Below are 25,989 nucleotides of genomic sequence, written 5' to 3'. Positions count from 1 at the left end.
CGATCCTGCCTCGTCAAACAAGTCGGACTCATAAGCTAGCGAGCGCAGTAGGCGACCTTGAGCTTCTTCTTTTCGCTCATCTCACTTGCCCTCCGTCGCGGCGTCGGCAATCGGCATCCTGTCGTACTTGCGTTCGCCGATCGGCACGGCGAAACCCCGCCGCTTCTTCAGAATCACGCCGACCGGGCAGACCTGCGCCGCCTTGTCGTCCAGCGTGAAGTCGGTGTCGCCCAGCTGGCCGGACCGGGCATTGACGATCAGGTGCGTCCCGATGCCCCGCCCGGAGAGCGCGAAGACGTTCTTGCCATCCACATCGCGGCTGGCCCGCACGCACAGCGAGCACAGGATGCAGCGGTTGAAGTCGAGCAGCACCTCCGGGTGCGAGGCATCGACCGGCCGGTTCGGGAAGAAGTGGTCGTAATGCGGACTCATCATGCCCAGGTGGTAGGCCGTGGCCTGCAGCTGGCAATTGCCGCTCTTCTCGCACGACGGGCAGAAGTGGTTGCCCTCGACGAACAGCATCTGGGTCAGCGCCCGGCGTTCGGCGTTGATTTCCTCGGTATCGCTCTCGACCACCATGCCGGGCATGGCGCGCAGGGTGCACGACGCCGTGTGGCGGCCGTTGACCTTGACCGTGCACAGCTTGCACGAGCCGTGCGGCTTGAACTCCGGGTGGTAGCACAGGTGCGGGATGAAGACCCCGGCGGCCTGCGCGGCCTGGATGATGGTCTGGCCGTCCGCGAAGGGAATGGTCTTGCCGTCGAGCGTAAAGGTCAGGCTCATGCTGCACCTCCGTGTTCAGTCGACAGATGGGCGTTGGGGTCGTCGCGCCCGGTCATTTGCCGGGCCGCCGCCAGCGCGCGGTCGAGATCGAAGGCCGGCGTGAAGTCCTTCTGGTTCATGCGCCGCTCGTAGGCCGGGCGGAACTTGGCAATGGTGTCGAGCACCGGGTTGCAGGCCGTATGGCCGAGGCCGCAATGGCTCATCGACTGCAGCAGCTGGTTGAGCTTCTCGATTTCGCTAAAGTCGTAGGGCGAACCGGCGCCATAGTGCAGCTTGTCCATCAGGTTCTTGAGCAGCGAGGTGCCGACCCGGCACGGCGTGCAGAAGCCGCAGCTCTCGTGCTGGAAGAAATGCACGTAGTTGCGCGCCACCTGGAACATGTCGCGGCTCTTGTCGAAGACGGTGAAGGCGCCGGCGGTCGGGATGTCCTCGAAACCGATGATGCGGTCGAACTCGCTTTCCGCCACGCAGATGCCGGAGGGGCCGCTGACCTGCACGGCCTGCGTGTCTTGCGCCCCGCAATCTTCCAGCACCTGGCGCACGCTGACGCCGAACGGGTATTCGTAGATGCCCGGCCGCGTGCAATCGCCGGAAACCGACAATAGCTTGGTCCCCGTCGAATGCCGGGTGCCGATGCCGGCATACCAGTCGCCGCCCTTGAGCGCGATCATCGCCGTCGCGGCGAAGGTCTCGACGTTATTGACGATGGTCGGCTGGTCCAGGTAGCCGTTGGTCACCGGGAAAGGCGGCCGGTTGCGCGGCGTGCCGCGCTTGCCTTCGAGCGACTCGATCAGCGCCGACTCCTCGCCGCAGACATAGGCGCCGGCCCCGACATGGATCTCGATGGTGAAATCCGCCCCCGGAATGCCCAGGATGTTCTCGCCCAGCAGCTTGTCGCGGCGGCGCCGGGCGAGCACGGCATTCAGATGATCGAGCAGGTAGCGGTATTCGCCGCGCAGATAGACGAAACCCCGGCTCGCCCCCACCGCGTAGGCCGCCACGGTCATGCCCTCGAACACCAGGTCGGCATGTTTCGACAGCAGCACGCGATCCTTGAAGGTGCCCGGCTCGCCTTCGTCGGCGTTGCAGACGACGATGCGCTGGTAACCGGCCTTGAGCTGGGCGTTGCGGCAGGCCTCCCACTTCATGCCGGTGATGAATCCGGCGCCGCCGCGACCGCGCAGGCCGGCGCGCTTGATCTCGTCGAGCACGGCGATCGGCCCGCCCATCCCGCTGGGCAGTCCCTCGCGCCAGGAACGCATGTTGGAGGCCATCAGCCCCTCGTCCGGCGCCCGCGCCCGGCCGGCGAGCAGCGCCGCGCCGGGCCTGAAGTCGGCGTTGAGCAGGATGTCGGCCCGCCGGATATTGTCCTCCACCTTGAAAAAGGCCGCCGGCCATTCGGACAGGGGAAGCTTGTTGCGGATGAGTTCGGCGATTTCGTCGATGCGCTCGGCATTCAGCCCGGCGATGGCGATGTTGTTCACCAGCAGCGCCGGCCCCTGGTCGCACATGCCGGTGCAGGCCGTCTTGCCGACACTGACCAGGCCATCCTCGGAGACCTTGCCGCGCTCGACCCACAGGTTGTTGCACAGGCGCTCCATCAGCGCCCGGTTGCCGAGCATGCGGTCGGTGATGTTGTCGGAAAACAGCACCCGGTACCTGCCGCGCGGCTCGGTGTAGAAGAAGGAATAGAAGCCGGCGACCCCTTCTATCTTGGTGCGCGGAACGCCGAGCGTCGCTTGCAGCCGGTCGATGGCTTCCGGCGAGATCCAGTCGCAGCTTTCCTGTATCTCCCGCAGTATCTGCACCATGTTGGAAGGGTCGCGCCGATGGCGGGCAACCACCCGATCGACCACGCCGGCAACCGCTTCGGCATGCATTGCGTTGTGTGCCACGACAACCTCCCCGGAAGAGCTCATGACAGGAACAGACTAGCACCCCTAGATGACGGTTTGTTGTTCTAGATCAAATGGCAAAGCCTCGCGATTCAACAAATCGTAATCCGCCTGTGCAAGAATATTGCTGCACTACAGCATCAAATTTAGCTCGCCAAATCGACGACTTCAGAGAAGATTGATGCGGCGCACTAGTGATCCGTTTCGTAATTGGCGGAACTTTTCGTTAATTGCGCAGCAGAGCACGAGTCCCCAAACCGTATTGGAAGGATGAAACAGCATGAACACCACGAATCCAGCGCTTCCCCTGGCCGGCAAGAAGGGCCTGATCACCGGCATCGCCAACGATAAGTCGATCGCCTACGCGGTCGCCAAGGCCATCGTCGAACTGGGTGGCGAAATCGCCGTCACCTACCAGAACGACAAGACCGCCCGCTACACCCAGCCGCTGGCCGAAGCCCTCGGCGCCAAGCTGTTCGTCAAGCTCGACGTGGCCGAACCGGGCTGCCTCGAAGGCGTCATCGCGCAGTGCGGCGAAACCTTCGGCGAGCTCGATTTCGCCATTCACTCGATGGCCTTCTGCAACGCCGACGACCTGCACGGCCGCGTCATCGACGCCACCGAGGAAGGCTTCGATGCGGCGATGAACGTCTCCTGCCACAGCTTCCTGCGCATGGCCAAGGCGCTTGAGCCGCTGATGGCCCACGGCGGCTCGCTGATCACCATGTCCTACCTGGGCGCCGAGCGCGTCGTGCGCAACTACGGCGTCATGGGCATCATCAAGGCCGCGCTCGAATCCGCCGTCCGCTACATGGCCTACGACCTCGGCCCCAAGGGCATCCGCGTCTTCGCCGTGTCGCCCGGCCCGATCATGACCCGTGCCGCCTCCGGCATCGCCAACTTCAACACGCTGCTCGAAAACGACGCCGAGAAGGCGCCGCTCGGCCGCACCGTGACCATCGACGAAGTCGGCGCCCTGACCGCCTTCCTGTGCACCCCGGGCTCCTCCGGCATGACCGGCCAGACCATCTACGTCGACGCCGGCGCCCACATCGTCGCCTGATCGCAGCATGCCTCGCGGACCCCGAGCGGCATCGCCCGGGGTCCGGTTTTCCCCGACGGCGTGACCGACACCCGTCACGCGAAACCAGCGCGGAGACCATCATGGCTGATATCGAAGGACTGCTCCCCGACCCCGTACCGGATCACCCGCTGTTGCGCGGCCGCCGGGAAATCGGCCGCGGCGAGAGCACCATCGTTCTCGAGGCGGATACCGTCGACGGCCTGGAACGCGTCTTCAAGGTGCTTTCCTCGCCCACCGACTACGCCTATTACACCGCCCCGGACCGGCCGACCGGCCGCCATTTTCCGCTGGTCTATGCCGACCACGGCACGTTCGGGCGCTCCAGCCGCGGCTTTCCCTTCCACATCGTCGAGGTCGAGCGCCTCTACCCCTTGCCCGGCCACGGCGAGGCCGCCGAGGTGGCGACCAAGCTGTCCACCTCCTATTTCGACGCCTGCATGATGTGGCGCAACCTGGCCCAGGACATGGGGCGCATCGCGCTGCACCACCTCAATGTCACCCCCATGGGCTGGAGCGAGGCGGTGCACGACTCGCTGAAGGCGCTGGAAGTGTTTTCCAACGAATACGGCGCCCTGCCCGACCTGATCAAGGCCGACAACCTGATGATGCGCAAGGACGGTACCCTCGTCTTCTCCGATCCTGTCTTCATGGAGTGAAGCAATGACCGTCAGCCGTATCCAATACACCTCGCGCAAGCTGGCCGAACAGCTGCGCGGCTCGCCCTACATGGCGGTGATCTCGATCACCGATCCGACGACGCCGGAGGCGAAGCTCGACCCGCTGTTCCGCCACGTGCTCCGCCTGTCCTTTTTCGACGCCATTCCGGCCGACGAATACATGCCGGCCCTGCCCGGCCTGTTCGATCACCACATGGCGGCGCATATCTGCACCTTCATCGAGGAGTTGCACGCCGCGCCGTTCGAGATTTCGCTGATGGTGCACTGCGAATACGGGGTCAGCCGCTCGGCGGCCGTCGCGCTATTCGCCGAAGCGCTGACCGGCGCGCCGCTGGAAGCCCGGGAATTCACCTACGAAGCCAACCAGTGGGTGATCGACCTGCTGGAAGCGCACCACCAGGGGCTTTCGGTCGACATTCCCCGGCCTTTGCTCGACCGCGAGCGCCGTCGCGCGCAGCGCGACTGAACCTGAAGATCGCTTGAAGCACTGGAGCACACCTGCATGAACCAACAAACCGAACCCCGTTACCTGGCCAACAAGACTTTCGATGAAATCCGCATCGGCGACTCCGCATCGCTGACGCGCACCCTGATGCCGGAGGACGTCAAGCTTTTCGCCATCCTGACCGGCGACGTGAATCCCTCCATCGTCGACCCGAAATATTCCGAAAGCGGCATGTTCCGCGAAGTGATCGCCCACGGCATGTGGAGCGGCTCGCTGATCTCCACCGTGCTCGGCACGCAATTCCCCGGCCCGGGCACCATCCTGGTCGACCAGAGCCTGCATTTCGCCCGGCCGGTGACCATCGGCGACAGCATCACCATCACCGTCACCGCCAAGCAGAAGTTCGAGCACAACAAGCATGTCATCTTCGACTGCGTATGCACCAACCAGGAAAACCTGCAGGTGGTGCGCGGCACGGCCGAGATCCTCGCCCCGCTGGAAAAGGTGTCGCGTCTCGAAGAAGTGCACATGCCGCAGATTCGCATCGACGACAAGCGCGAGCGCTACACCCACCTGCTGGACCGCGTGAAGGGCCTGGAACCGATCCCCACCGCCGTCGCCCACCCGTGCGACGAGGAATCGCTGAAAGGCCCGGTCATGGCCTTCCAGGCCGGCATCATCGAGCCCATCCTGGTCGGCCCGGAGAACAAGATCCGCGCCGTCGCCGAGGAGTTCGGCATCGACCTGCACGGCATCCGTCTCGTCCATGCCGCGCACAGCCACGACTCGGCGGCCAACGCCGTCTCCCTGGTGCGCACCGGCGACGCCGAGGCGCTGATGAAGGGCAGCCTGCACACCGACGAGCTGATGGGCGAAGTCGTCGCCCGCGCCAACGGCCTGCGCACCTCGCGCCGGATCAGCCACGTCTTCGTGATGGATGTGCCGACCTACCACCGGCCGCTGCTCATCACCGACGCGGCGATCAACATCGCCCCGACGCTGGAGGAGAAGGCCGACATCATCCGCAATGCCATCGACCTCGCCCACGTCATCGGCATTCCGGAACCCAAGGTCGCCATCCTGTCGGCGGTCGAGACCATCAACCCGAAAATCCAGTCCACGCTCGATGCCGCCGCCCTGTGCAAGATGGCCGACCGCGGCCAGATCAGGGGCGGCATCCTCGACGGCCCGCTCGCCTTCGACAACGCCATTTCCATCGTCGCCGCCAAGACCAAGGGCATCAAGTCCGCCGTCGCCGGCCATGCCGAAATCCTCGTCGTCCCCGACCTCGAATCCGGCAACATGGTGGCCAAGCAGCTGGAGTACCTGGCCAACGCCCTGACCGCCGGCATCGTGCTCGGCACCAAGGTGCCCATCGTGTTGACCAGCCGCGCCGACAGCGCCGAAACCCGAACCGCATCGTGCGTCATCGCCGCACTGATCGCCCACGCCAACCGCAAGAACGGAACCACCTGACATGAAGCAAGGAATCCTGACGATCAATGCTGGATCGTCCTCCATCAAGTTCGCCCTCTTCCCGCTCGACCACCCGATCTCCCCGGAGGCCGAAGTCTCCGGCCAGATCGACGGCATCGGCGCCGAAACGACCAAAATGGTCGCCAAGAACAAGGCCGGCGAACGCATCGCCGACCAGCTGCTGGAAGGCAGCAAGGTCAACCACGCCCAGTCTTTTGACGCGCTGCTCAAGTGGTTCACCGCCAGCCATGCCAACTGGCGGATCGTCGCCGTCGGCCACCGCGTCGTGCATGGCGGCGAGCGCTATTCGCAGCCGACGGTCATCGACGACACCGTGCTCGGCCACCTGCAGAGCTTCATCCCGCTCGCCCCGCTGCACGAGCCGCACAACGTCGCCGGCATCATCGCGCTGCAGGCCCTGCTGCCCAGCGTGCCGCAGATCGCCTGCTTCGACACCGCTTTCCACCGCAGCCAGCCGGAAGTCGCCCAGACCTTCGGCCTGCCGCGCAACATCACCGCCGAGGGCATCAAGCGCTACGGCTTCCACGGCCTGTCCTACGAGTTCATCGCCCGCGCCCTGCCGCAGCACTCGGGCCGCGCCAGCGGCCGCGTCGTCGTCGCCCACCTCGGCAACGGCGCCAGCATGGCGGCCATGGTCGACCGCAAGTGCGTCGCCACCACGCTCGGCTTCTCGACCATCGACGGCCTGGTCATGGGCACCCGCTGCGGCAACCTCGACCCAGGCGTCATCCTGCACCTGATGGAGACCAAGAACCTGTCGGTCAAGGACATGACCAAGATGCTCTACAAGGAATCCGGCCTGCTCGGCGTCTCCGGCCTCAGCCAGGACATGCGCACCCTGCTCGCCAGCGACAAGCCGGAAGCCGAGGAGGCGGTCAACCTGTTCTGCTACCGCATCGCCCGCGAGCTCGGCTCGCTGGCCGCTGCGGCCGGCGGCCTCGATGCGCTGGTGTTCACCGGCGGCATCGGCGAGCACGCCGCCGAAGTGCGCCGCCGCGTCTGCCTGCAGTCCGAATGGCTGGGCATCCGGGTCAATCCGGAAGCCAACGCCCGCCACGAACTGCGCATCTCGGCCGGCAACAGCAGCGTCGATGTGCTGGTCATCCCGACCAACGAGGAATGGATGATGGCGCACCACGCGCAGACCCTGCTCGCCCTCTGACGAGAAATTTTTTCAGCCCGCCCCGGTCTCACGAAAGTGGCCCGGGGCTTTGTTTTTTCGGGCTTTTTCAAGCATGACGGCGTCACCATCCAGTCAAGGCAGAACCACTGTATATAGTCAAGATATTGAATCAACCCACTAGATATAGTAGATTCGCTCCATTCGAACACTAGAACCGAAACTGTCGAGAGGAGCCATCAATGAGCAAAGTCGCAGAGCAGCTTTCACTGACCGATATTCCCGCGCCCCCCGAATTCGCCCCCCTGCCGGAACAGGAAATTTCCGGCGAGGTGCTGATCGAAAAATACGCCAAGGGCAAGGAAACCAACGTCCACGACGTGCGCAAGCGCGTTGCCTGGGCGCTGGCCCAGATCGAGCAGGAAGCTGACCAGGCGCATTGGGAATCCAAGTTCCTGTGGGCCCAGGAAAACGGCTTCATCCCGGCCGGCCGCATCAACTCCGCCGCCGGCACCGACCTCCAGGCCACGCTGATCAACTGCTTCGTGCAGCCGGTCGGCGACTCCATCGTCGAGAACACCGACGGCCGTCCCGGCATCTACACCGCGCTCGCCCAGGCCGCCGAAACCATGCGTCGCGGCGGCGGCGTCGGCTACGACTTCTCGTCCATCCGTCCGCAGGGCGCCCGCGTCAAGGGCACCCAGTCGCGCGCTTCCGGCCCGGTGTCGTACATGCGCGTCTTCGACCGCTCCTGCGAAACCGTCGAATCCGCCGGCGCCCGCCGCGGCGCCCAGATGGGCGTGCTGCGCTGCGACCACCCGGATATCGAGGACTTCATCCACGCCAAGGACCATGGCGACCTGACCAACTTCAACATCTCCATCGGCGTCACCGACGGCTTCATGGAAGCCGTCGATGCCGACACCGACGTCGAGCTGGTGCATCGCGCCGAACCGAACGGCGACATGCGCGCCGCCGGCGCCTACCAGCGCGAGGACGGCATGTGGGTCTATCGCAAGGTGCGCGCCCGCGACCTGTGGGACCAGGTCATGAAGTCCACCTACGACCACGCCGAGCCGGGCATCCTGTTCCTCGACCGCATGAACAAGGACAACAACCTCAATTACTGCGAAGTGATCGAGGCGACCAACCCGTGCGCCGAACAGCCGCTGCCGCCGTACGGCTGCTGCTGCCTGGGCTCGATCAACCTGACCCTGTACGTCAAGAACCCGTTCTCCGAGCAGGCCGAGTTCGATTTCGACGCTTTCGCCGAAGTCGTCCGCATCTCCACCCGCATGCTCGACAACGTGCTCGACGCCACCCACTGGCCGCTCGAGCGCCAACAGCAGGAAGCCGCCAACAAGCGCCGCGTCGGCCTCGGCTTCACCGGCCTCGGCGACACCCTGGCCATGCTGCGCCTGCGCTACGACAAGACCGAAGCCCGCGCCATGGCGTCGCGCATCAGCGAATTCATGCGCGACACCGCCTACCTGACCTCGGTCGAACTGGCCAAGGAACGCGGCGCCTTCCCGCTGTTCAACGCCGAGCTCTACCTGTCCGGCGGCAACTTCGCCTCCCGCCTGCCGAACGAGGTCAAGGCCGAGATCCGCAAGCACGGCCTGCGCAACTCGCACCTGCTGTCCATCGCGCCGACCGGCACCATCTCGCTGGCCTTCGCCGACAACGCCTCGAACGGCATCGAACCGCCGTTCTCGTGGACCTACAACCGCAAGAAGCGCATGCAGGACGGCACGATCAAGGAATACTCGGTCGAGGACTACGCCTGGCGCCTGTACAAGCACCGTGGCGGCGACGTCGGCAACCTGCCCGACTACTTCGTCACCGCCCTGGAAATCTCGGCCAAGGCCCACAGCGACATGGTCGCCGCCGTCGCCCCGTTCATCGACACCTCGATCTCGAAGACGGTCAACGTCCCGGCCGACTACCCGTACGAAGACTTCCAGGACCTCTACATGCAGGCCTGGAAGGCCGGCCTGAAGGGTCTGGCCACCTACCGTCCGAACAGCGTGCTCGGTTCCGTCCTGTCGGTGACCAGTGCCGAGCCGGCCAAGAGCGAAGCCGCCGCCGACGCCAAGGCGCCGCAGGACTTCGTTTCCGACGCCAACCGCCGCCTGTCGATCAAGAACCTGCCGGCCCCGGTGCTCGCCAGCCTGCGCTGGCCGGGCCGCCCGAACCTGCCGGAAGGCAACCTGTGCTGGACCTACATGGTCGATTCGCCGATCGGCAAGTTCGCGCTGTTCGTCGGCCACGTCGAACCGGAAGGCCGCGCCTGGCCGTTCGAAGTGTGGGCCAATGGCCCGGCCGAACCGCGCGGCCTGGGTGCCGTCGCCAAGACGCTGTCGATGGACATGCGCGCCAACGACCACGGCTGGCTGGAAATGAAGCTGGACGCCCTGGCCAAGACGCCGGGCGACTCCTTCGACATGCAGATGCCGCCGCACGGCGAGCGCAAGCGCATGCCGTCGGTCGTCTCCGCCATGGCCCAGGTCATCGCCTGGCGCTGCGAGCAGCTCGGCGCCTTCAAGCACGAAGGCCCGACCCCGGTGAAGGATGCCCTGTTCAGCGCCAAGGAGCCGAAGACCGGCACCGACGGCACGCTGTCCTGGACCGTCGATGTCAGCAACCCGTCGACCGGCGAGGATTTCGTCCTCGGCCTCAAGGAAATCACGCTGCCGGACGGCACCTCGCGTCCGTACTCGATGTGGCTGTCGGGCAACTACCCGCGCGCCCTGGACGGCCTCTCCAAGCTGCTGTCGCTCGACATGCGCGTCCTCGACCCGGCCTGGATCGGCATGAAGCTGCGCAAGCTGATCGACTACTCCGAGCCGCTCGGCGACTTCATGGCCTTCGTGCCGGGTTCGCGCAAGCAGCAGACCTACCCGTCCACGGTGGCCTACATCGCCAACCTGATCATCCACCGCTACGCCATGCTCGGCATCCTCGACGAATCCGGCTTCCCGCTGCAGCAGATGGGCATCCTGGAAGCGCCGGAAGACACCACCAGCAACAAGGTGCTGCCGACCCAGGGCAAGCTGTGCGGCGAGTGCGGCAACCACACGATGATCCGCAAGGACGGCTGCGACTTCTGCACCGCCTGCGGCGCGGTCGGCACCTGCGGCTGATCGCCTGAAGCGTCAAGCAAAACGCCCCGGTTTTCCCGGGGCGTTTTTGTTTCTGCCTGAAAAGTCGCGCTGGCGACCGACGGGTTTCCTGATCAGGCTTTTTCCAGCCAGAACAGCGAGGTGATGGTTTTCGCATCGGTGATGCGGCCGTCCCAGACTGCCTGCCGGGCTTCGGCCGGCGACAGCTCGACGACATCCAGGAACTCGTTGTGGTCGAGCTGCTTTTCACCTTCCAGCCGCAGACCACGAGCGGCGAAGATCTCGATGCGCTCGTCGGAATAGCCGATGCAAGGGTGCATCACCCCCAGGTACTCCCACTCGCTGGCGGCATAGCCGGTTTCCTCGAGCAACTCGCGCTTCGCCGTCTCGATGATGGCCTCGCCATGGTCGATCTTTCCGGCCGGCAACTCCAGGAATACCCGACGCAGCGGATAGCGGAACTGGCGCTCGAACAGCAGATTGCCATTGGGCAGGAAGGCCAGGATGACGACGGCCCCGGGATGGACGATGTATTCCCGTACCGACTCCTTGCCGTTGGGCAGGCGGACACGGTCCTTCCTCACTTTCAGCAAGGCGCCATCGAAGACGGATTCGCTGGCTATTTCGGATTCGATCAGGTGTGCGTCGTGCGACATGTTCAACTCCACAAAGCAAAACGCCCCGACAGGCGGGGCGTTTTTGATTCAGCAGCGGTTCCCGATCAGAGCGAGCGCAACAGTGCGTAGGCGCACAGCGACATGATCACTTGCGGGAAGATGCCCAGGAAAGCCACGGCCAGGCCGTTGGCGGAAATCAGGATACGCATGTCCATGCCGGCGGTGAGCGGGGTTTCGTCGACCGGTGCGTCGAAATACATCAGCTTGACGACACGCAGGTAGTAGAAGGCACCGATCAGCGAGAACAGCACGGCGACGATGGCCAGCCACAGGTAACCGGCGGCGACGACGGCCTGCAGCACCGAGAACTTGGCGAAGAAGCCGATGAAGAACGGCACGCCGGCCATCGAGAACATCAGCATCAGCATGATGCCGGCGAACCACGGGCTGCGCTTGTTCAGGCCCTTGAGGTCTTCCAGTTCGTCGGCCTCGAAACCGGCGCGGGACATCAGCAGGATCATGCCGAAGGTACCGGCCGACATCAGCACGTAGGCGATGACGTAGAACATCGACGAGCTGTAGGCGTTCAGCGCATAGCGGGCGTCGCCGCCGACCACGCCGGTGACGATGCCGAGCAGCATGAAACCCATGTGGGAAATTGCCGAGTAGGCCAGCATGCGCTTGAGGTTGGTCTGGGCGATGGCGGCCAGGTTGCCGATGGCCATCGACAGCACCGACAGGATGACCAGCATGGCCTGCCAATCCTGGGCCATGGTGATCAGGCCATTGACCAGCAGGCGCATGACGATGGCGAAAGCGGCCAGCTTGGGCGCGGAACCGATGAACAGCGTGACCGAGGTCGGCGCGCCGTGATAGACGTCCGGAATCCACATGTGGAAGGGCACGACGCCGAGCTTGAAGGCCAGGCCGGCAACCAGGAAGACCAGGCCGAAGACCATCACGGTCTTGTTGACGCCGCCGCCGTACAGGCGCTCGGCGATACCGGTGATTTCCAGCGTGCCGGTAGCACCGTAGATCATCGACATGCCGTACAGCAGCAGGCCGGAAGCCAGCGCGCCCAGGACGAAGTACTTCATCGCGGCTTCGGTCGACACCACGGAATCACGGTTCATCGCCACCATCGCGTACAGCGACAGCGACAGCAGTTCCAGACCGATGTAGATGGTCAGGAAGTGGTTGGCCGAGATCATGACCATCATGCCGAGCGTGGCGAACAAGGCCAGCACGTAGTACTCGCCCTTGTTCATCGACTCGCGGTCGATGATGTAGCCGCGCGAGTAGAACATCACGATGACCACGGTCATGTAGAGGAACAGCTTCAGCAGGTCGGACATCAGGTCGTCGACGAACATGTTGCTGAAGGTGTAGGTGATCTCGCCGGTGCTCGTCGCGAACTGGATCGCGGCGCAACCGATCAGGGTCAGCTGGGTCAGCACGAAGGTGACGGTGCGCCGGCTGTCCTTGACCAGCAGATCGATCATCAGGATGGCCAGGGCCATCGTCACCAGAAAGATTTCCGGTGCAGCGGGCAGAAGATTGGGGACAACGAAATTGTCGAACATGTCGGCTACCGTTTATTGAATCTTGCTGATGGCAACGTGATGCAGCAGGTCGTTGACCGAGGCGTGCATGACTTCGGTGAAGGGCTGCGGGTAGATACCCATCCACAGCGTGGCGATGGCCAGCACTGCCAGGATGGCGAACTCCCGCTTGTTGATGTCGCTCAGTTCCTCGACGTGATGGTTGGCGACGTCGCCGAAAATCACGCGCTTGTACATCCACAGCGAGTAGGCGGCGCCGATGACCATCGACGAGGCGGCAGCGAAGGCCACCCAGAAATTGAACTTGACAGCGCCGAGGATGACCATGAATTCGCCGACGAAGCCCGAGGTGGCCGGCAAGCCGGCGTTGGCCATGGTAAACAGCATGAACAGCGCGGCGAACTTCGGCATCTTGTTGACCACACCGCCGTAATCGGCGATCTGGCGGCTATGCACGCGGTCGTACATGACGCCGATACAGAAGAACATGGCGCCCGACACGAAGCCGTGGGAAACCATCTGGACCAGCGCGCCTTCGATACCCATGGCGCTGAACATGAAGAAGCCCAGCGTCACGAAACCCATGTGGGCGATCGAGGAATAGGCGACCAGCTTCTTCATGTCTTCCTGAACCAGGGCGACGAAGCCGATATAGACCACGGCGATCAGCGACAGCGCGACGACCAGGCCGGACAACTCGTGCGAGGCATCCGGGGCGATCGGCAGCGAGAAACGCAGGAAGCCGTAGGCACCGAGCTTCAGCGCAATGGCCGCCAGGACGATGGAGCCGCCGGTAGGCGCCTCGACGTGAGCGTCCGGCAACCAGGTGTGCACCGGCCACATCGGCACCTTGACGGCGAAGGCGATCAGGAACGCCAGGAACAGCCAGATCTGCGGACCGAGGCCGATCGGCAGTTTGTGCCATTCGAGGATCGAGAAGCTGCCGCCGGACTGGATGAACAGGTACATCAGGGCCAGCAGGAACAGCAGCGAACCGAACAGCGTGTAGAGGAAGAACTTGAAGGCGGCGTAAACCCGGTTCGGGCCGCCCCAGACGCCGATGATCAGGTACAGCGGGATCAGCGAGGCTTCGAAGAAGACGTAGAACAGCACGCCGTCCAGCGAGGTGAAGATGCCGTTCATCAGGCCCGACATGATCAGGAAGGCGGCGTTGTACTGGGCGACCTTCTGCTCGATCACTTCCCAGCCGGCCGCCACCACGACGATGGTGATGAAGGCGTTGAGGACGACGAAGAGCATCGAGATGCCGTCGACCCCGAGGTGGTAGTTGATGTTGAAGCGCGGAATCCACGTCTTCAGTTCGACGAACTGCATGCCACCGTTGGCGATGTCGAAGTTCGTCCACAGCGGGATCGTCACCAGGAAGGCAACGACCGCACCGATCAGGGCAAGCATCCGCGCCAGCGGAGCGTTCCGGTCGCCGCCGGTGGTCAGCACGACCAGGCCGGAAACGATCGGAATCCAGATTGCGAGAGATAGCAGCGGGTAAGTCGACATGTTATTCCTTGCTCTTCTGCGAACTATTCACGCTAGGCGCGGTTGATCCACAGGGTCATCAGCACGAAGACGCCGATGATCATGGTGAAAGCGTAGTGATAAACGTAACCGGTCTGGAACAGGCGGGTCACGGTGGCAATCCAGCCGACCATCTTGGCCGAGCCATTGACGATCAGGCCGTCGATCACGGCGACATCGCCGCCCTTCCACAAGGCCTTGCCGAGCAGACGGGCACCGCCGGCGAATACGACTTCGTTGAACTTGTCGAAGTAGTACTTGTTCTCGAACAGGGTGTTGATCGCCGAGAAACGACGCTGGATGGCGGCGGGAATGTCCGGACGCTTCATGTAGAAGAACCAGGAGACGACGACACCGGACAGGGCCAGGATGAACGGCAGCGTGGTCAGCGAATGGACACCCATCGCCGCGGCGCCGTGGAACTCCTCGGCCAGGTGTTCCATGGCCGGGTGAGCGTGGTGATCGATGAAGATCACGCCCTTGAAGTAATCGCCGTAGAGCATCGGCTCGATCGCCAGGTAACCGATCGCCAGCGACGGAATGGCCAGCAACACCAGCGGCAGCCAGACGACCCACGGGGTCTCGTGCGGCTTCTGGCCCGGGGCCAGACCATGGTGGTGGTCGTGCGTGGCTTCCTCGTCGTCGTGGTCGCCTTCGTGCTCATGATGATGGGCATCGTCAGCCTTGCCGAAACGTTCCTCGCCATGGAAGACCAGGAAGTACATGCGGAAGGAGTAGAAGGCGGTGACGAAGACACCGGCGAGAACGGCGTAGTAGGCGAAGCCTGCCCCCGGCTGACCGGCGTGATAGGCAACGGCGGCCGCCTCGATGATCGAGTCCTTGGAGTAGAAGCCGGACAGGAAGGGCGTGCCGATCAGGGCCAGCGAGCCGACCAGGGAGGTGATCCAGGTGATCGGCATGTACTTGCGCAGGCCGCCCATGTTGCGGATGTCCTGGTCGTGGTGCATGCCGATGATGACGGAACCCGCGGCAAGGAAGAGCAGCGCCTTGAAGAAGGCGTGGGTCATCAGGTGGAAGATGGCGACCGAGTAGGCCGACGCGCCGAGCGCGACCGTCATGTAGCCGAGCTGCGACAGCGTCGAGTAGGCGACGACGCGCTTGATGTCGTTCTGGATGATGCCCAGGAAGCCCATGAACAGCGCGGTGATGGCGCCGATCACGATGACGAAGGACAAGGCCGTGGTCGACAGTTCGAACAGCGGCGACATCCGGGACACCATGAAGATACCGGCGGTAACCATGGTCGCGGCGTGAATCAGCGCGGAAATCGGGGTCGGGCCTTCCATGGAGTCGGGCAGCCAGACGTGCAGCGGAACCTGGGCGGACTTGCCCATGGCACCGATGAACAGGCAGATGCAGGTCACTGTCATCAGGGACGCGGTGGCCCACTCGCGGCCGGCGAACAGGTTGATCGTGGTCGCGGCGAGTTCCGGAGCCTTCTGGAAGACGGTGGCGTAATCCAGGGTACCGAAATGGGTCAGGATCAGGCCGATGCCGAGGATGAAACCGAAGTCGCCGACACGGTTGACCAGGAAGGCCTTCATGTTGGCGAAGATGGCGGTCGGGCGGGTGTACCAGAAGCCGATCAGCAGGTAGGAGACCAGGCCCACGGCTTCCCAGCCGAAGAAGAGCTGCATGAAGTTGTTGCTCATCACCAGCATCAGCATGGAGAAGGTAAACAACGAGATGTAGCTGAAGAAGCGGTTGTAGCCCGGATCTTCCTGCATGTAGCCGATGGTGTAGATGTGGACCATCAGCGACACGAAGGTGACCACGATCATCATGGTCGTGGTCAGGGAGTCGATCAGGAAGCCGACCTCGAACTTGTAGTCGCCGCTGGTCAGCCAGGTGTAGACCGGACCGTTGAAGGTGTGCCCGGCCTGGACGTCCTTGAAGATCATCACCGAGGCGATGAAGGCGATGGCGACACCGGCGATGGTGGCGGTATGGGCAACCCAGCGCGGAATGACGCGGCAGAACAGGCCGGCGATCATGGCACCGATCAACGGTGCCAGCGGAACGAGCAGATAGAGTTTTTGCATTTCCATGTTTAACCCTTCAGGCTGCCCAGGTCATCCACATGGATGCTCTTGAGGTTGCGGAACAGCACGATCAGGATGGCCAGACCGATCGCCGATTCAGCGGCAGCGACGGTCAGGATGAAGAAGACGAAAATCTGGCCGGAGATATCCTGCAGATAGTGCGAGAAGGCCACGAAGTTCATGTTCACCGCCAGCAGCATCAGTTCGATGGCCATCAGCAGAACGAGAAGATTCTTGCGGTTCAGGAATATCCCGACGACGCTGATCGCGAACAGGATCGCGCCCAGAATCAGGAAATGCGAGAGTGTCAGATTGAGCATGATCTTCCCTGGGTTCAGTCTTTTTCAACCGGCATCTGCAGGACGCGGACGCGATCCTTCGCCTTGACGAAGACCTGCTGGTTCGGGTTGGTGTACCTGGATTTCTTCGGACCGCGATAGGTCAGCACGATCGCGGCGATCATGCCGACGAGCAGGATCAAGGAAGCCAGTTCGAAGGGATAGACGTAGTCGCTGAACATCAGCGCACCGATCGCCTTGGTGTTGGACACGCCGGCCGGCACCATGGCTTCGGCTGCCGGTACCTGGAAGTACTTGCTGCCCAGCACCAGGCCCATCTCCATGACCATCAGCAGGCCGAGCAAGGCGCCCAGCGGCAGATAGTTCCAGAAACCCTGGCGGATGCGGTCGATATTGATGTCCAGCATCATGACGACGAACAGGAAGAGGACCATGACCGCGCCGACGTACACCAGAATGATGGCGATCGCCAGAAACTCCGCCTGCAGCAAAGCCCAGATGCCGCCGCAGGTGAAGAAGGCGAGGATCAGGTGAAGCGCGGCATGCACCGGATTGCGGGCGGTGATCACGCGAAGGCTCGCGAAGATCAGAATCGCCGACAGGAAGTAGAAAACCCCAGTTTGAAAATCCATCGCTAGCACCTGTTATCGGTAAGCAGCATCAAGCTCGCGATCCTTCGCGATTTGATCTTCGTAGCGGTCGCCGTTGGCCAGCAACATCTGCTTGGTGTAATACAGATCGCCGCGCTTTTCACCGTGGTATTCGAAAATGCGGGTCTCGACAATCGCATCGACCGGACAGGCTTCTTCGCAGAAACCGCAGAAGATGCACTTGGTCAGATCGATATCGTAGCGCGTCGTACGACGCGAACCGTCGTCGCGCGGCTCGGCCTCGATGGTGATCGCCAAAGCCGGGCAGATCGCCTCGCACAGCTTGCAGGCGATGCAGCGCTCTTCGCCGTTCTCGTAGCGACGCAAGGCGTGCAGGCCACGAAAACGGAAGCTCTGCGGCGTCTTTTCCTCCGGATACTGAACGGTGATCTTGCGGGCGAAGAAATACTTGCCCGTCACCGACATCCCCTTCAACAATTCCTTGAGGAAGAGGCTGTTGAAGATTTCCTTCATCGAACCCATTAGTCTCTCCTCACTTCCAGATATTCAGCGGCGACATCATCCAGACGCCGACAACAACCAGCCAGATCAGACAGATCGGCACAAACACCTTCCAGCCCAGACGCATCAACTGGTCATAGCGGTAACGCGGGAAAGTCGCGCGGAACCACAGGAAGAGGAAGAGGATCGCCGACATCTTGGCGAACAGCCAGAGAATGCCGTCCGGCAGGAAACCGACCGGCGACAGCCAGCCGCCCAGGAACATGATGGAAGTCAGCGCAGCGACCAGGATCATGTTGGCGTATTCGGCCAGGAAGAAGACGGCGAAGGCCATGCCGGAGTATTCGACGTGGAAACCGGCGACGATTTCCGACTCGCCTTCGGCGACGTCGAACGGGGCGCGGTTGGTTTCGGCCACGCCGGAAATCAAGTACACCAGGAACATCGGGAACAGCGGCAGCCAGTTCCAGGACAGGAAGCTCAGCCCCCAGCCGGCGAAGCGGCCCTGGTTCTGGACATTGACGATTTCAACCAGGTTCAGGCTGTTGGAAACCATCAGCACGCAGATCAGCGAGAAACCCATCGAGATTTCGTAGGAAACCATCTGCGCCGCGGAACGCATGGCGCCGAGGAAAGCGTACTTGGAGTTGGAAGCCCAGCCGGACAGGATGATCCCGTACACACCCATCGAGGTGATGGCCATGATGTACAGCAGGCTGGCGTCGATATTGGCCAGGACCAGGCTGTCGGTAAAGGGAACCACGGCCCACGCGGCCAGTGCCGGCGCGATGGCCAGCATCGGGGCGATGACGAAGATGCCCTTGTTGGCCGTTGCCGGAACGATGATTTCCTTCATCAGCAGCTTCAGGCCGTCGGCGATCGGCTGGATCAGGCCCCACGGACCGACCCGGTTGGGACCGATACGAACCTGCATGTAGCCGATGACCTTGCGTTCGAAGTAGGTCAGGTAGGCAACGCCAAGCATCATCGGCGCAACGATCAGGACAATCTTGAGCAGGGCCCATACCGCAGGCCATGCGCCGCCGAAAAGGCCTTGTCCGAAATTCATCAGTGCGTCCATTTATGCACGCTCCACGGAAATCGAGCCAAACATGTCGCCGAGCATGACGGTGCTCGCATGTGCCGCAGCAACACGAACACAACCGGCCGGCACGCCGTTATCCAGCCTGGCTGCGAGAACAGCCTCGCCGGCACCCTGCTTGACCCGGACCTGCCCCTTGTCGGCAACACCGATCTGGGCCAGGGTTTGTTCATTCATGCGGGCGGTCGGCGCGACCGAGTCGGCCGTTTGCTGCAGCGCCGGAGCGCGACGCGCCATCGGATCGGCGAAGTTGATCGGCACATCGGCAATACGCTGCAGACCGTTCGCCGCGGCGGCGGGCTGAGCGATGGCGATACCGTTCAGTTCGTTGCTGAGACCGGCGACGAATTCAACCGCCGTACCCCCGAACACCTCGTCGCGAACCTGTTCGCTCGAAGCGTAGCCGAAGCCGTCCAGGTTGAGCACATTGCCCAGCACGCGCAGGATCTTCCAGGCCGGACGGGCATCGCCGCGGGCCTTGGCCACGCCGTTGAAGCTCTGGGCACGGCCTTCGGTATTGACGAAGGTTCCCGAGGTTTCGGTGAAGGGCGCGATCGGCAGCATCACGTCGGCGTATTCCAGTGCCGGCGCGTGCTTGAAGGCCGACATGTAAACCACCAGGCTGGCCTGCTTGAGCGCGGCCAGCGCCAGTTGCGGATTGGCGCAATCGAATTCCGGCTCGATGCCCATCAGGACATAGGCCTTGCGCGGCTGCTCGAACATCTGGCGGGCATTGGCACCGGAAGGCAGCGCCCAGGACAGGTGGGCACCGACGGTATTGGCACCCTCGCCGAGGAAGCCGACGGTGGCGCCGGTCAGCTTGCCCAGTTCCAGGGCCAGCGCGTGCAGCTGGGTGGCATCGGCGGATTGGGTCGCCACATTGCCCAGGAAGACGGCGCGTTTTTCGCCATCGACCAGGCTTTGCGCAATCTTCTTGCTGGTATCGCAAACCGCGACGGCGGCCAGCGCGGCCGGGACAGCAACGCCCTTGATCTCGGCGGCAGCCTTGACCACGGCGGCCAGCGCGTTCGCCAGCGCGGCCGGGGCGACGGTCAGGCGAGCGTGCACATTGATCAGCGGATCGTCACCGGCCACGTCGAGCAGGCTGACCTTGGTGAATTTCTTGGCGGCCTGGCGCAGGCGCTGGGCGATCAGCGGATGATCCTTGCGCAGGAAGGAACCGACGACCAATGCACCGTCGAGATCCTTGATCTCGGCGAGGCGCATGCCCAGCCAGGGCGCGCCGGCGCGCTTGAAATCGGACGAAAAGTCGCTCTGGCGCGGACGGAAATCGGTATTGCCGCTACCCAGGCCCTTCATGACCTTGCCGAGCAGGAACAGCTCTTCCACCGTCGAGCTCTGGGCGGCCAGCGCGGCCACGGCGTCGCCGCCATGTTCGCGGGCGACATCCTTCAGGCCGTGGGCGACATAGTCGAGGGCGACGTTCCAGTCGACTTCCTTCCACTCGCCGCCCTGCTTGACCATCGGCTTGGTCAGCCGCTCGTCGGAGCTCAGGGATTGGTAGGAGAAACGCTCCTTGTCGGAGATCCAGCATTCATTGACCGCTTCGTTCTCGCGCGGCAGAACGCGCATCACGTCGTCGTGCTTGACCTGGACCACCAGGTTGGCGCCAACGGAATCCTGCGCGCTGATCGACTTGCGGCGCTGCAGTTCCCAGGAACGGGCGGTGTAGCGGAAAGGCTTGGAAGTCAGCGCACCGACCGGGCACAGGTCGATCATGTTGCCGGACAGTTCGGAATCCACCGAACGACCGACGAAGGTCATGATTTCCGAGTGCATGTTGCGATTGGCCATGCCCAGTTCCATGATGCCGCCGATTTCCTGGCCGAAGCGGACGCAACGGGTGCAGTGGATGCAGCGGCTCATTTCTTCCATCGAGATCAGCGGACCGACGCTCTTGTGGAAGACGACGTGCTTTTCCTCGGTGTAGCGGCTCTTCATCGGGCCGTAGCCGACGGACATGTCCTGCAGCTGGCACTCGCCGCCCTGGTCGCAGATCGGGCAATCCAGCGGGTGGTTGATGAGCAGGAATTCCATCACGCCCTTCTGGGCCTTGACGGCCAGTTCGGAGTGGGTGAACACCTTCATCCCGTTGGTCACCGGGGTCGCGCAAGCCGGCAACGGCTTCGGCGCCTTTTCCACCTGCACCAGACACATCCGGCAGTTGGCGGCGATCGAAAGTTTCTTGTGGTAGCAGAAATGCGGAATGTAAACGCCAACCTGCTGCGCGGCATCCATCACCGTGCTGCCGTCGGGCACTTGCGCCTTTTTGCCGTCGATCTCGATTTCTAGCATGTCGCTACCTTGTAGCCAGTTTTTTCGTTACTAACCCGCGGCCTGTCAGGCCGGAATCTTGTGGAAGCCACTGCCGGCCCATTGCACATCCTTGGGAACCAGACAGGTCTTGTTTTCGATGTGGTACTCGAATTCCTTGCCGAAGTGCTTGATGAAGCTCTGCACCGGGAAGGCTGCCGCATCGCCGAGCGCGCAGATGGTGCGACCGGCGATATTGCCGAGCACGCTGTTCAGCAGGTCGAGATCCTCGGGCTTGCCGAGACCGTTCTCGATGCGATGCACGACCTTGTACATCCAGGCGGTGCCTTCGCGGCAAGGCGTGCATTGGCCGCAGGACTCTTCGTGATAGAAGAAGGAGAGACGCTCCAGCGCCTTGACCATGCAAACCGTTTCGTCCATGACGATGACCGCGCCGGAACCGAGCATCGAGCCGCCCTTGCTGATCGAGTCGTAGTCCATGGTGCAATCCATGATGACTTCGCCCGGCATGACCGGCGCCGACGAACCGCCGGGGATGACGGCCTTCAGCTTGCGTCCGCCGCGCATCCCGCCGCACATTTCGAGCAGGGTGGAGAACGGCGTGCCGAGCGGAATTTCATAGTTGCCCGGACGATTGACGTGGCCGGACACCGAGAACAGCTTGGTGCCGCCGTTGTTCGGCTTGCCCAGGTTGAGGAACTCCTCGCCGCCCATCTTCAGGATGAAGGGAATGGAAGCGAAGGTCTCGGTATTGTTGATCGTCGTCGGCTTGCCGTAGAGGCCGAAAGAGGCCGGGAATGGCGGCTTGAAGCGCGGCTGGCCCTTCTTGCCCTCGATCGACTCGAGCAGCGCGGTTTCCTCGCCACAGATGTAGGCGCCGTAGCCGTGGTGGGCGAACAGTTCGAAATTGAAGCCGGAGCCGAGAATGTTCTGGCCAATGAAGCCGGCGGCGCGCGCTTCGTCGAGCGCCTCCTCGAAACGCTTGTACTCTTGCCAGACTTCGCCGTGCACGTAGTTGTAGCCGCGGTTCGCGCCCATCGCGTAGGCGGCAATGGCCATGCCTTCGATGACGGAATGCGGGTTGTAACGCATGATGTCGCGGTCCTTGAAGGTCCCCGGCTCGCCTTCGTCGGTATTGCAGACGACGTACTTGTCACCCGGGAAGGAACGCGGCATGAAGGACCACTTCAGGCCGGTCGGGAAGCCGGCGCCGCCACGACCGCGCAGCACGGACTTCTTGACTTCGCTGATGACGTCTTCCTGGGTCATCTTGCTTTCCAGGATGCGCTTCAGCTGCGCATAGCCGCCACGGGCGACGTAATCCTTGAGATGCCAGGTGTTGTCGCCGTCCAGGCCTTCCATCAGAACGCCGTTGATCGAACCAAGCATTGCCATTATTTGCACTCCTCAAGCAGCTTGTCGATCTGTTCCGGATGCATGTGGCTGCACATCGAGCGGTTGTTGACGATGAAGACCGGCGCATCGCCGCAAGCGCCCATGCACTCGCCTTCCTTCAACGTGAACTTGCCGTCGGCCGTGGTTTCGCCGTAGCCGATGCCCAACTTCTTCTGCACGTACTCGCCGGCATGGTAGCCGCCGGACAGCGCGCACGGCAGGTTGGTACAGACCGTGATCTTGTACTTGCCGACCGGCTTGAGGTCGTACATGTTGTAGAAGGAAGCGACCTCGTAGACAGCCATCGGGGCAATGCCGAGATAATCGGCGACGGCCTCGATTGCCTCGGAAGGCAACCAGCCCTTCTCTTCCTGGGCATGGGCCAGGCAGGACATGGTGGCCGACTGCTTTTGATCAGCCGGGTACTTGGCGACTTCGCGCGCAAATTTCTGGAGGGTTTCAGCGGAAAACATCAGCGGTCGATCTCGCCAAAAACGATATCTTGGGAGCCGATGATCGTAACGACGTCGGCAATCATGTGGCCACGGGACATTTCATCGAGGCCGGACAGGTGGACAAAGCCCGGCGCACGGATCTTCATGCGGTACGGCTTGTTGGCACCGTCGGAGACGAAGTAGATACCGAACTCGCCCTTCGGATGCTCGACGGCAGCGTAGGCCTCGCCTGCCGGAACATGAATCCCTTCGGTGAAGAGCTTGAAGTGGTGAATCAGCTCCTCCATGTTGGTCTTCATGTTTTCACGCGGCGGCGGCGCCACCTTGTTGTTGTCGGTGATCACCGGGCCGGGATTCTTGCGCAGCCAGGCAATACACTGCTTGATGATGTTGTTCGACTGGATCATTTCTTCCATGCGAACCAGGTAGCGGTCGTAGCTGTCGCCATTCACGCCTACCGGCACATCGAAATCGACCTTGTCGTAAGCGGCGTACGGCTGCTTCTTGCGCAAGTCCCAGGCAATGCCCGAACCACGCAGCATGGCGCCGGTGAAGCCCATCTGCAGGGCACGCTCGGGACTGACCACGCCGACATTGACCAGGCGCTGCTTCCAGATACGGTTATCGGTCAGCAGGGTATGGTACTCGGCGTGATAGGTCGGGAAGCGATTGGTAAAGTCCTCGAGGAAGTCGAGGACCGAACCGCTGCGGTTCTCGTTCTTCTCCGCCGCCTTCTTGGCATTGGTCCAGGTCGATTCCTGGTACTGCGGCATGCGATCCGGCAGGTCGCGATAGACGCCGCCCGGACGATAGTAGGCAGCGTGCATCCGGGCACCGGAAACCGCCTCATAGACGTCCATCAGGTCTTCGCGCTCGCGGAAGGTGTACAGCGCCATGGTCATCGCACCGACGTCCAGCGCGTGACAGCCGATCCACAACAGGTGGTTGAGGATACGGGTGACTTCGTCGAACATCACGCGGATGTACTTGCCGCGCTCCGGCACCTCGATGCCGAGCAGCTTCTCGGTTGCCAGGCAGTAGGCGTGCTCGTTGCACATCATCGACACGTAGTCGAGACGATCCATGTAGGGCACGGACTGGACCCAGGTACGGGTTTCAGCAAGCTTCTCGGTGGCACGGTGCAGCAAGCCGATATGCGGGTCGGCGCGCTGGACGACTTCGCCGTCCAGTTCGAGCACCAGACGCAGCACGCCGTGCGCCGCCGGGTGCTGCGGGCCAAAGTTCAGGGTGAAATTGCGGATATCAGCCATGTGCCGGATCCCCGTAGGTATCTTCGCGCACGATGCGCGGGGTGTTTTCGCGTGGCTCGATGGTCACCGGCTGGTAGATCACGCGAGCCTGATCCGGGTCGTAACGCATTTCGACGTGACCGGAGATAGGGAAGTCCTTGCGGAAAGGATGGCCGATGAAGCCGTAGTCGGTCAGGATGCGACGCAGGTCGTCGTGGCCGACGAAGGCGATGCCGTAGAGATCGAAGGCCTCGCGTTCGAACCAGTTGGCCGTCGACCAGACAGCAGTCACCGAATCGACCGACGGGAAGCTTTCGTCATCGGCAAAGACGCGAACGCGCAGACGGATGTTCTGGGACACCGACAAGAGATGGACGACGACCGCGAAACGCGCGCCAGTCCAGGCACCGTCACCGTAGGTCGAATAATCGACGCCACACAGGTCGATCAACTCTTCGAAGCGGAAGTCCGACTCGTCGCGCAGCGCAGTCATCACGCCGAGGTAGTCAGCAGCACCGACTTCAATGGTTACTTCACCGAGCGCCAGCTTCAGAGACTTTATCTTGTCGCCGAAATGCTTCTGCAGGTTCTCACTAAGCGTTTCCAGCTTGGCAGACATATTCGATCAGCCTTGGCAATTAACGAGCAATGGTATTGGTACGGCGTATCTTGTTCTGCAACTGAATGATCCCGTAGATCAGCGCCTCGGCGGTCGGCGGACAGCCCGGCACGTAGATATCAACGGGAACAATGCGGTCGCAGCCGCGCACCACGGAATAGGAGTAGTGGTAATAGCCACCACCGTTGGCGCAGGAGCCCATGGAAATGACCCAGCGCGGCTCGGCCATCTGGTCATAGACCTTGCGCAAGGCCGGCGCCATCTTGTTGGTCAGCGTACCGGCCACGATCATCACGTCGGACTGACGCGGACTCGGGCGGAACACCACGCCAAAGCGGTCCAGGTCATAGCGGGACACACCGGCATGGATCATCTCGACCGCGCAGCACGCCAGACCGAAGGTCATCGGCCACAAGGAGCCGGTGCGCATGTAATTGATCAGCTTGTCAGCCGTCGTGGTGACAAAGCCTTCCTGAAGAACGCCTTCAATAGCCATATTCGAGCCTTATTCCCATTCCAGCGCGCCCTTGGCCCAGGCATAGATATAGCCGACGACCAGAATGGCAACGAATACCATCATCTCGACAAAACCGAACATCTTGATCGATTCCGTCGCCACGATATCCTTGAAGATCGTCGCCCACGGGAAAAGGAAGGCAACTTCAAGATCGAACAGAATGAAGAGAATGGCAATCAGGTAATAGCGCACATCGAACTTCATGCGCGCATCTTCGAATGCCTCAAAGCCACACTCGTAGGGAGAGAGCTTTTCCGGGTCCGGACGACTGGGGGCAAGAATAAAGCCCATCGCAACAGGCAGAACGCCGATCGCAACCCCCACCAGAACGAACATCAGGATTGGAAAGTAGTTTTCCATGATCCGCCGCCAATATTCAGTTTCTTGTTCGAAACAGCGTACCCGCAGGCCACTGCCCCAGTTTTTTGGTGCCGACGGCGAGACTCGAACTCGCACAGCTTGCGCCACTACCCCCTCAAGATAGCGTGTCTACCAATTTCACCACGTCGGCACTATTTTTTTGCAACCCACCCGGCGAGGACCC

General features: G+C 62.5%; 23 protein-coding genes and 1 tRNA gene. 6 read left to right on the top strand and 18 right to left on the bottom strand.

The features are described 5' to 3' along the window. Window positions 1-81 precede the first annotated feature (81 nt). Window positions 82-783, bottom strand: a complete 702-nt coding sequence (locus Q0P59_RS02535; protein ID WP_295003187.1) for a 2Fe-2S iron-sulfur cluster-binding protein — start codon at window positions 781-783, stop codon at window positions 82-84. Next, window positions 780-2,663, bottom strand: coding sequence for an NAD(P)H-dependent oxidoreductase subunit E (locus Q0P59_RS02530; protein ID WP_295003202.1), 1,884 nt, complete (start codon window positions 2,661-2,663; stop codon window positions 780-782). The genes Q0P59_RS02535 and Q0P59_RS02530 overlap by 4 nt, the downstream gene beginning before the upstream one ends. Window positions 2,664-2,958: 295 nt before the next feature. On the opposite strand from Q0P59_RS02530, the gene fabI reads away from it, so the two are divergent. The 6 genes from fabI (at window position 2,959) to Q0P59_RS02500 (ending at window position 10,644) form a co-directional block, all read left to right on the top strand. Next, window positions 2,959-3,741 (top strand): enoyl-ACP reductase FabI, encoded by a 783-nt coding sequence (gene fabI, locus Q0P59_RS02525; protein WP_295003185.1) that lies wholly within the window; start codon window positions 2,959-2,961, stop codon window positions 3,739-3,741. A 101-nt stretch (window positions 3,742-3,842) separates the two neighbouring features. Beyond that, entirely contained in the window at window positions 3,843-4,418 is a 576-nt protein-coding gene (locus Q0P59_RS02520; RefSeq protein WP_295003182.1) for a hypothetical protein, read from the top strand. A gap of 4 nt (window positions 4,419-4,422) precedes the next feature. Further along, complete coding sequence (locus Q0P59_RS02515; protein ID WP_295003179.1) at window positions 4,423-4,905, top strand: hypothetical protein; 483 nt, start codon at window positions 4,423-4,425, stop codon at window positions 4,903-4,905. Between the two features lie 36 nt (window positions 4,906-4,941). Then, entirely contained in the window at window positions 4,942-6,360 is a 1,419-nt protein-coding gene (locus Q0P59_RS02510) for a bifunctional enoyl-CoA hydratase/phosphate acetyltransferase (RefSeq protein ID WP_295003177.1), read from the top strand. A 1-nt stretch (window position 6,361) separates the two neighbouring features. Continuing rightward, window positions 6,362-7,543 carry an acetate/propionate family kinase gene (locus Q0P59_RS02505; protein WP_295003174.1) on the top strand — a complete coding sequence of 394 codons (1,182 nt, stop codon included), beginning with the start codon at window positions 6,362-6,364 and terminating at the stop codon, window positions 7,541-7,543. Between the two features lie 200 nt (window positions 7,544-7,743). Next, window positions 7,744-10,644: an adenosylcobalamin-dependent ribonucleoside-diphosphate reductase gene (locus Q0P59_RS02500; protein ID WP_295003172.1), complete on the top strand. Its 2,901-nt coding sequence runs from the start codon at window positions 7,744-7,746 to the stop codon at window positions 10,642-10,644. A 92-nt stretch (window positions 10,645-10,736) separates the two neighbouring features. Here the strand turns inward: Q0P59_RS02500 and Q0P59_RS02495 are convergent, their stop codons facing one another. The 16 genes from Q0P59_RS02495 to Q0P59_RS02420 all read right to left on the bottom strand — a co-directional run bounded on the left by Q0P59_RS02495 (window position 10,737) and on the right by Q0P59_RS02420 (window position 25,956). Beyond that, window positions 10,737-11,279, bottom strand: coding sequence for an NUDIX hydrolase (locus tag Q0P59_RS02495; RefSeq protein WP_295003169.1), 543 nt, complete (start codon window positions 11,277-11,279; stop codon window positions 10,737-10,739). A 65-nt stretch (window positions 11,280-11,344) separates the two neighbouring features. Beyond that, window positions 11,345-12,823, bottom strand: a complete 1,479-nt coding sequence (nuoN, locus tag Q0P59_RS02490) for an NADH-quinone oxidoreductase subunit NuoN (RefSeq protein ID WP_295003165.1) — start codon at window positions 12,821-12,823, stop codon at window positions 11,345-11,347. A 12-nt stretch (window positions 12,824-12,835) separates the two neighbouring features. Continuing rightward, on the bottom strand, window positions 12,836-14,320 hold the full coding sequence (locus tag Q0P59_RS02485) for an NADH-quinone oxidoreductase subunit M (RefSeq protein ID WP_295003162.1): 1,485 nt from the start codon (window positions 14,318-14,320) through the stop codon (window positions 12,836-12,838). 32 nt (window positions 14,321-14,352) lie between these two features. Further along, window positions 14,353-16,407 (bottom strand): NADH-quinone oxidoreductase subunit L, encoded by a 2,055-nt coding sequence (gene nuoL, locus Q0P59_RS02480; protein WP_295003159.1) that lies wholly within the window; start codon window positions 16,405-16,407, stop codon window positions 14,353-14,355. 2 nt (window positions 16,408-16,409) lie between these two features. Then, complete coding sequence (gene nuoK / locus Q0P59_RS02475) at window positions 16,410-16,721, bottom strand: NADH-quinone oxidoreductase subunit NuoK (RefSeq protein ID WP_150427520.1); 312 nt, start codon at window positions 16,719-16,721, stop codon at window positions 16,410-16,412. 14 nt (window positions 16,722-16,735) lie between these two features. Continuing rightward, on the bottom strand, window positions 16,736-17,332 hold the full coding sequence (locus tag Q0P59_RS02470) for an NADH-quinone oxidoreductase subunit J (RefSeq protein WP_295003156.1): 597 nt from the start codon (window positions 17,330-17,332) through the stop codon (window positions 16,736-16,738). Window positions 17,333-17,344: 12 nt separating this feature from the next. After that, a complete protein-coding gene (gene nuoI, locus Q0P59_RS02465) occupies window positions 17,345-17,833 on the bottom strand; it encodes an NADH-quinone oxidoreductase subunit NuoI (protein ID WP_295003153.1) in 489 nt (162 codons plus the stop codon). 10 nt (window positions 17,834-17,843) lie between these two features. Then, the gene (nuoH, locus tag Q0P59_RS02460) at window positions 17,844-18,893 is read right to left on the bottom strand and encodes an NADH-quinone oxidoreductase subunit NuoH (RefSeq protein ID WP_295003150.1); all 1,050 of its coding nucleotides are present in this window, start codon (window positions 18,891-18,893) and stop codon (window positions 17,844-17,846) included. Further along, entirely contained in the window at window positions 18,894-21,230 is a 2,337-nt protein-coding gene (gene nuoG, locus Q0P59_RS02455) for an NADH-quinone oxidoreductase subunit NuoG (RefSeq protein WP_295003147.1), read from the bottom strand. It lies immediately after the preceding gene. Between the two features lie 45 nt (window positions 21,231-21,275). After that, window positions 21,276-22,604, bottom strand: coding sequence for an NADH-quinone oxidoreductase subunit NuoF (nuoF, locus tag Q0P59_RS02450; protein ID WP_295003144.1), 1,329 nt, complete (start codon window positions 22,602-22,604; stop codon window positions 21,276-21,278). Next, on the bottom strand, window positions 22,604-23,077 hold the full coding sequence (gene nuoE / locus Q0P59_RS02445; protein WP_150427514.1) for an NADH-quinone oxidoreductase subunit NuoE: 474 nt from the start codon (window positions 23,075-23,077) through the stop codon (window positions 22,604-22,606). The genes nuoF and nuoE overlap by 1 nt, the downstream gene beginning before the upstream one ends. Further along, window positions 23,077-24,330, bottom strand: a complete 1,254-nt coding sequence (locus tag Q0P59_RS02440) for an NADH-quinone oxidoreductase subunit D (RefSeq protein WP_295003139.1) — start codon at window positions 24,328-24,330, stop codon at window positions 23,077-23,079. Before Q0P59_RS02440 ends, nuoE begins: the two co-directional genes overlap by 1 nt. Beyond that, entirely contained in the window at window positions 24,323-24,928 is a 606-nt protein-coding gene (locus Q0P59_RS02435; RefSeq protein ID WP_295003138.1) for an NADH-quinone oxidoreductase subunit C, read from the bottom strand. The genes Q0P59_RS02440 and Q0P59_RS02435 overlap by 8 nt, the downstream gene beginning before the upstream one ends. Window positions 24,929-24,947: 19 nt before the next feature. Further along, window positions 24,948-25,424, bottom strand: a complete 477-nt coding sequence (locus Q0P59_RS02430) for an NADH-quinone oxidoreductase subunit B (RefSeq protein WP_011286715.1) — start codon at window positions 25,422-25,424, stop codon at window positions 24,948-24,950. Between the two features lie 9 nt (window positions 25,425-25,433). Next, the gene (locus Q0P59_RS02425; RefSeq protein WP_366090147.1) at window positions 25,434-25,808 is read right to left on the bottom strand and encodes an NADH-quinone oxidoreductase subunit A; all 375 of its coding nucleotides are present in this window, start codon (window positions 25,806-25,808) and stop codon (window positions 25,434-25,436) included. Window positions 25,809-25,871: 63 nt separating this feature from the next. Then, window positions 25,872-25,956: transfer RNA gene (locus Q0P59_RS02420), tRNA-Leu, on the bottom strand. Between the last annotated feature and the right edge of the window lie 33 nt (window positions 25,957-25,989).

It is taken from the genome of uncultured Dechloromonas sp. (genome assembly GCF_945957265.1).
Lineage (GTDB): Bacteria > Pseudomonadota > Gammaproteobacteria > Burkholderiales > Rhodocyclaceae > Azonexus.
The sequence above is the reverse complement of the archived record's forward strand: the minus strand, read 5'-3'. Positions and strand labels throughout refer to the sequence as shown.

Excerpts from the sequence above, each read along its gene's own strand:
- nuoG (WP_295003147.1), bottom strand. The coding sequence starts at position 21,230 with ATGCTAGAAATCGAGATCGACGGCAAAAAGGCGCAAGTGCCCGACGGC.
- Q0P59_RS02440 (WP_295003139.1), bottom strand. The coding sequence starts at position 24,330 with ATGGCTGATATCCGCAATTTCACCCTGAACTTTGGCCCGCAGCACCCG.
- Q0P59_RS02535 (WP_295003187.1), bottom strand. The coding sequence starts at position 783 with ATGAGCCTGACCTTTACGCTCGACGGCAAGACCATTCCCTTCGCGGAC.
- Q0P59_RS02500 (WP_295003172.1), top strand. The coding sequence starts at position 7,744 with ATGAGCAAAGTCGCAGAGCAGCTTTCACTGACCGATATTCCCGCGCCC.
- Q0P59_RS02510 (WP_295003177.1), top strand. The coding sequence starts at position 4,942 with ATGAACCAACAAACCGAACCCCGTTACCTGGCCAACAAGACTTTCGAT.
- nuoF (WP_295003144.1), bottom strand. The coding sequence starts at position 22,604 with ATGGCAATGCTTGGTTCGATCAACGGCGTTCTGATGGAAGGCCTGGAC.
- Q0P59_RS02515 (WP_295003179.1), top strand. The coding sequence starts at position 4,423 with ATGACCGTCAGCCGTATCCAATACACCTCGCGCAAGCTGGCCGAACAG.
- Q0P59_RS02470 (WP_295003156.1), bottom strand. The coding sequence starts at position 17,332 with ATGGATTTTCAAACTGGGGTTTTCTACTTCCTGTCGGCGATTCTGATC.
- nuoN (WP_295003165.1), bottom strand. The coding sequence starts at position 12,823 with ATGTTCGACAATTTCGTTGTCCCCAATCTTCTGCCCGCTGCACCGGAA.
- nuoH (WP_295003150.1), bottom strand. The coding sequence starts at position 18,893 with ATGGACGCACTGATGAATTTCGGACAAGGCCTTTTCGGCGGCGCATGG.
- Q0P59_RS02495 (WP_295003169.1), bottom strand. The coding sequence starts at position 11,279 with ATGTCGCACGACGCACACCTGATCGAATCCGAAATAGCCAGCGAATCC.
- Q0P59_RS02520 (WP_295003182.1), top strand. The coding sequence starts at position 3,843 with ATGGCTGATATCGAAGGACTGCTCCCCGACCCCGTACCGGATCACCCG.
- Q0P59_RS02430 (WP_011286715.1), bottom strand. The coding sequence starts at position 25,424 with ATGGCTATTGAAGGCGTTCTTCAGGAAGGCTTTGTCACCACGACGGCT.
- Q0P59_RS02530 (WP_295003202.1), bottom strand. The coding sequence starts at position 2,663 with ATGCATGCCGAAGCGGTTGCCGGCGTGGTCGATCGGGTGGTTGCCCGC.
- nuoL (WP_295003159.1), bottom strand. The coding sequence starts at position 16,407 with ATGGAAATGCAAAAACTCTATCTGCTCGTTCCGCTGGCACCGTTGATC.
- nuoK (WP_150427520.1), bottom strand. The coding sequence starts at position 16,721 with ATGCTCAATCTGACACTCTCGCATTTCCTGATTCTGGGCGCGATCCTG.
- Q0P59_RS02435 (WP_295003138.1), bottom strand. The coding sequence starts at position 24,928 with ATGTCTGCCAAGCTGGAAACGCTTAGTGAGAACCTGCAGAAGCATTTC.
- Q0P59_RS02485 (WP_295003162.1), bottom strand. The coding sequence starts at position 14,320 with ATGTCGACTTACCCGCTGCTATCTCTCGCAATCTGGATTCCGATCGTT.
- fabI (WP_295003185.1), top strand. The coding sequence starts at position 2,959 with ATGAACACCACGAATCCAGCGCTTCCCCTGGCCGGCAAGAAGGGCCTG.
- Q0P59_RS02505 (WP_295003174.1), top strand. The coding sequence starts at position 6,362 with ATGAAGCAAGGAATCCTGACGATCAATGCTGGATCGTCCTCCATCAAG.
- nuoE (WP_150427514.1), bottom strand. The coding sequence starts at position 23,077 with ATGTTTTCCGCTGAAACCCTCCAGAAATTTGCGCGCGAAGTCGCCAAG.
- nuoI (WP_295003153.1), bottom strand. The coding sequence starts at position 17,833 with ATGGGTTCGATGAAGGAAATCTTCAACAGCCTCTTCCTCAAGGAATTG.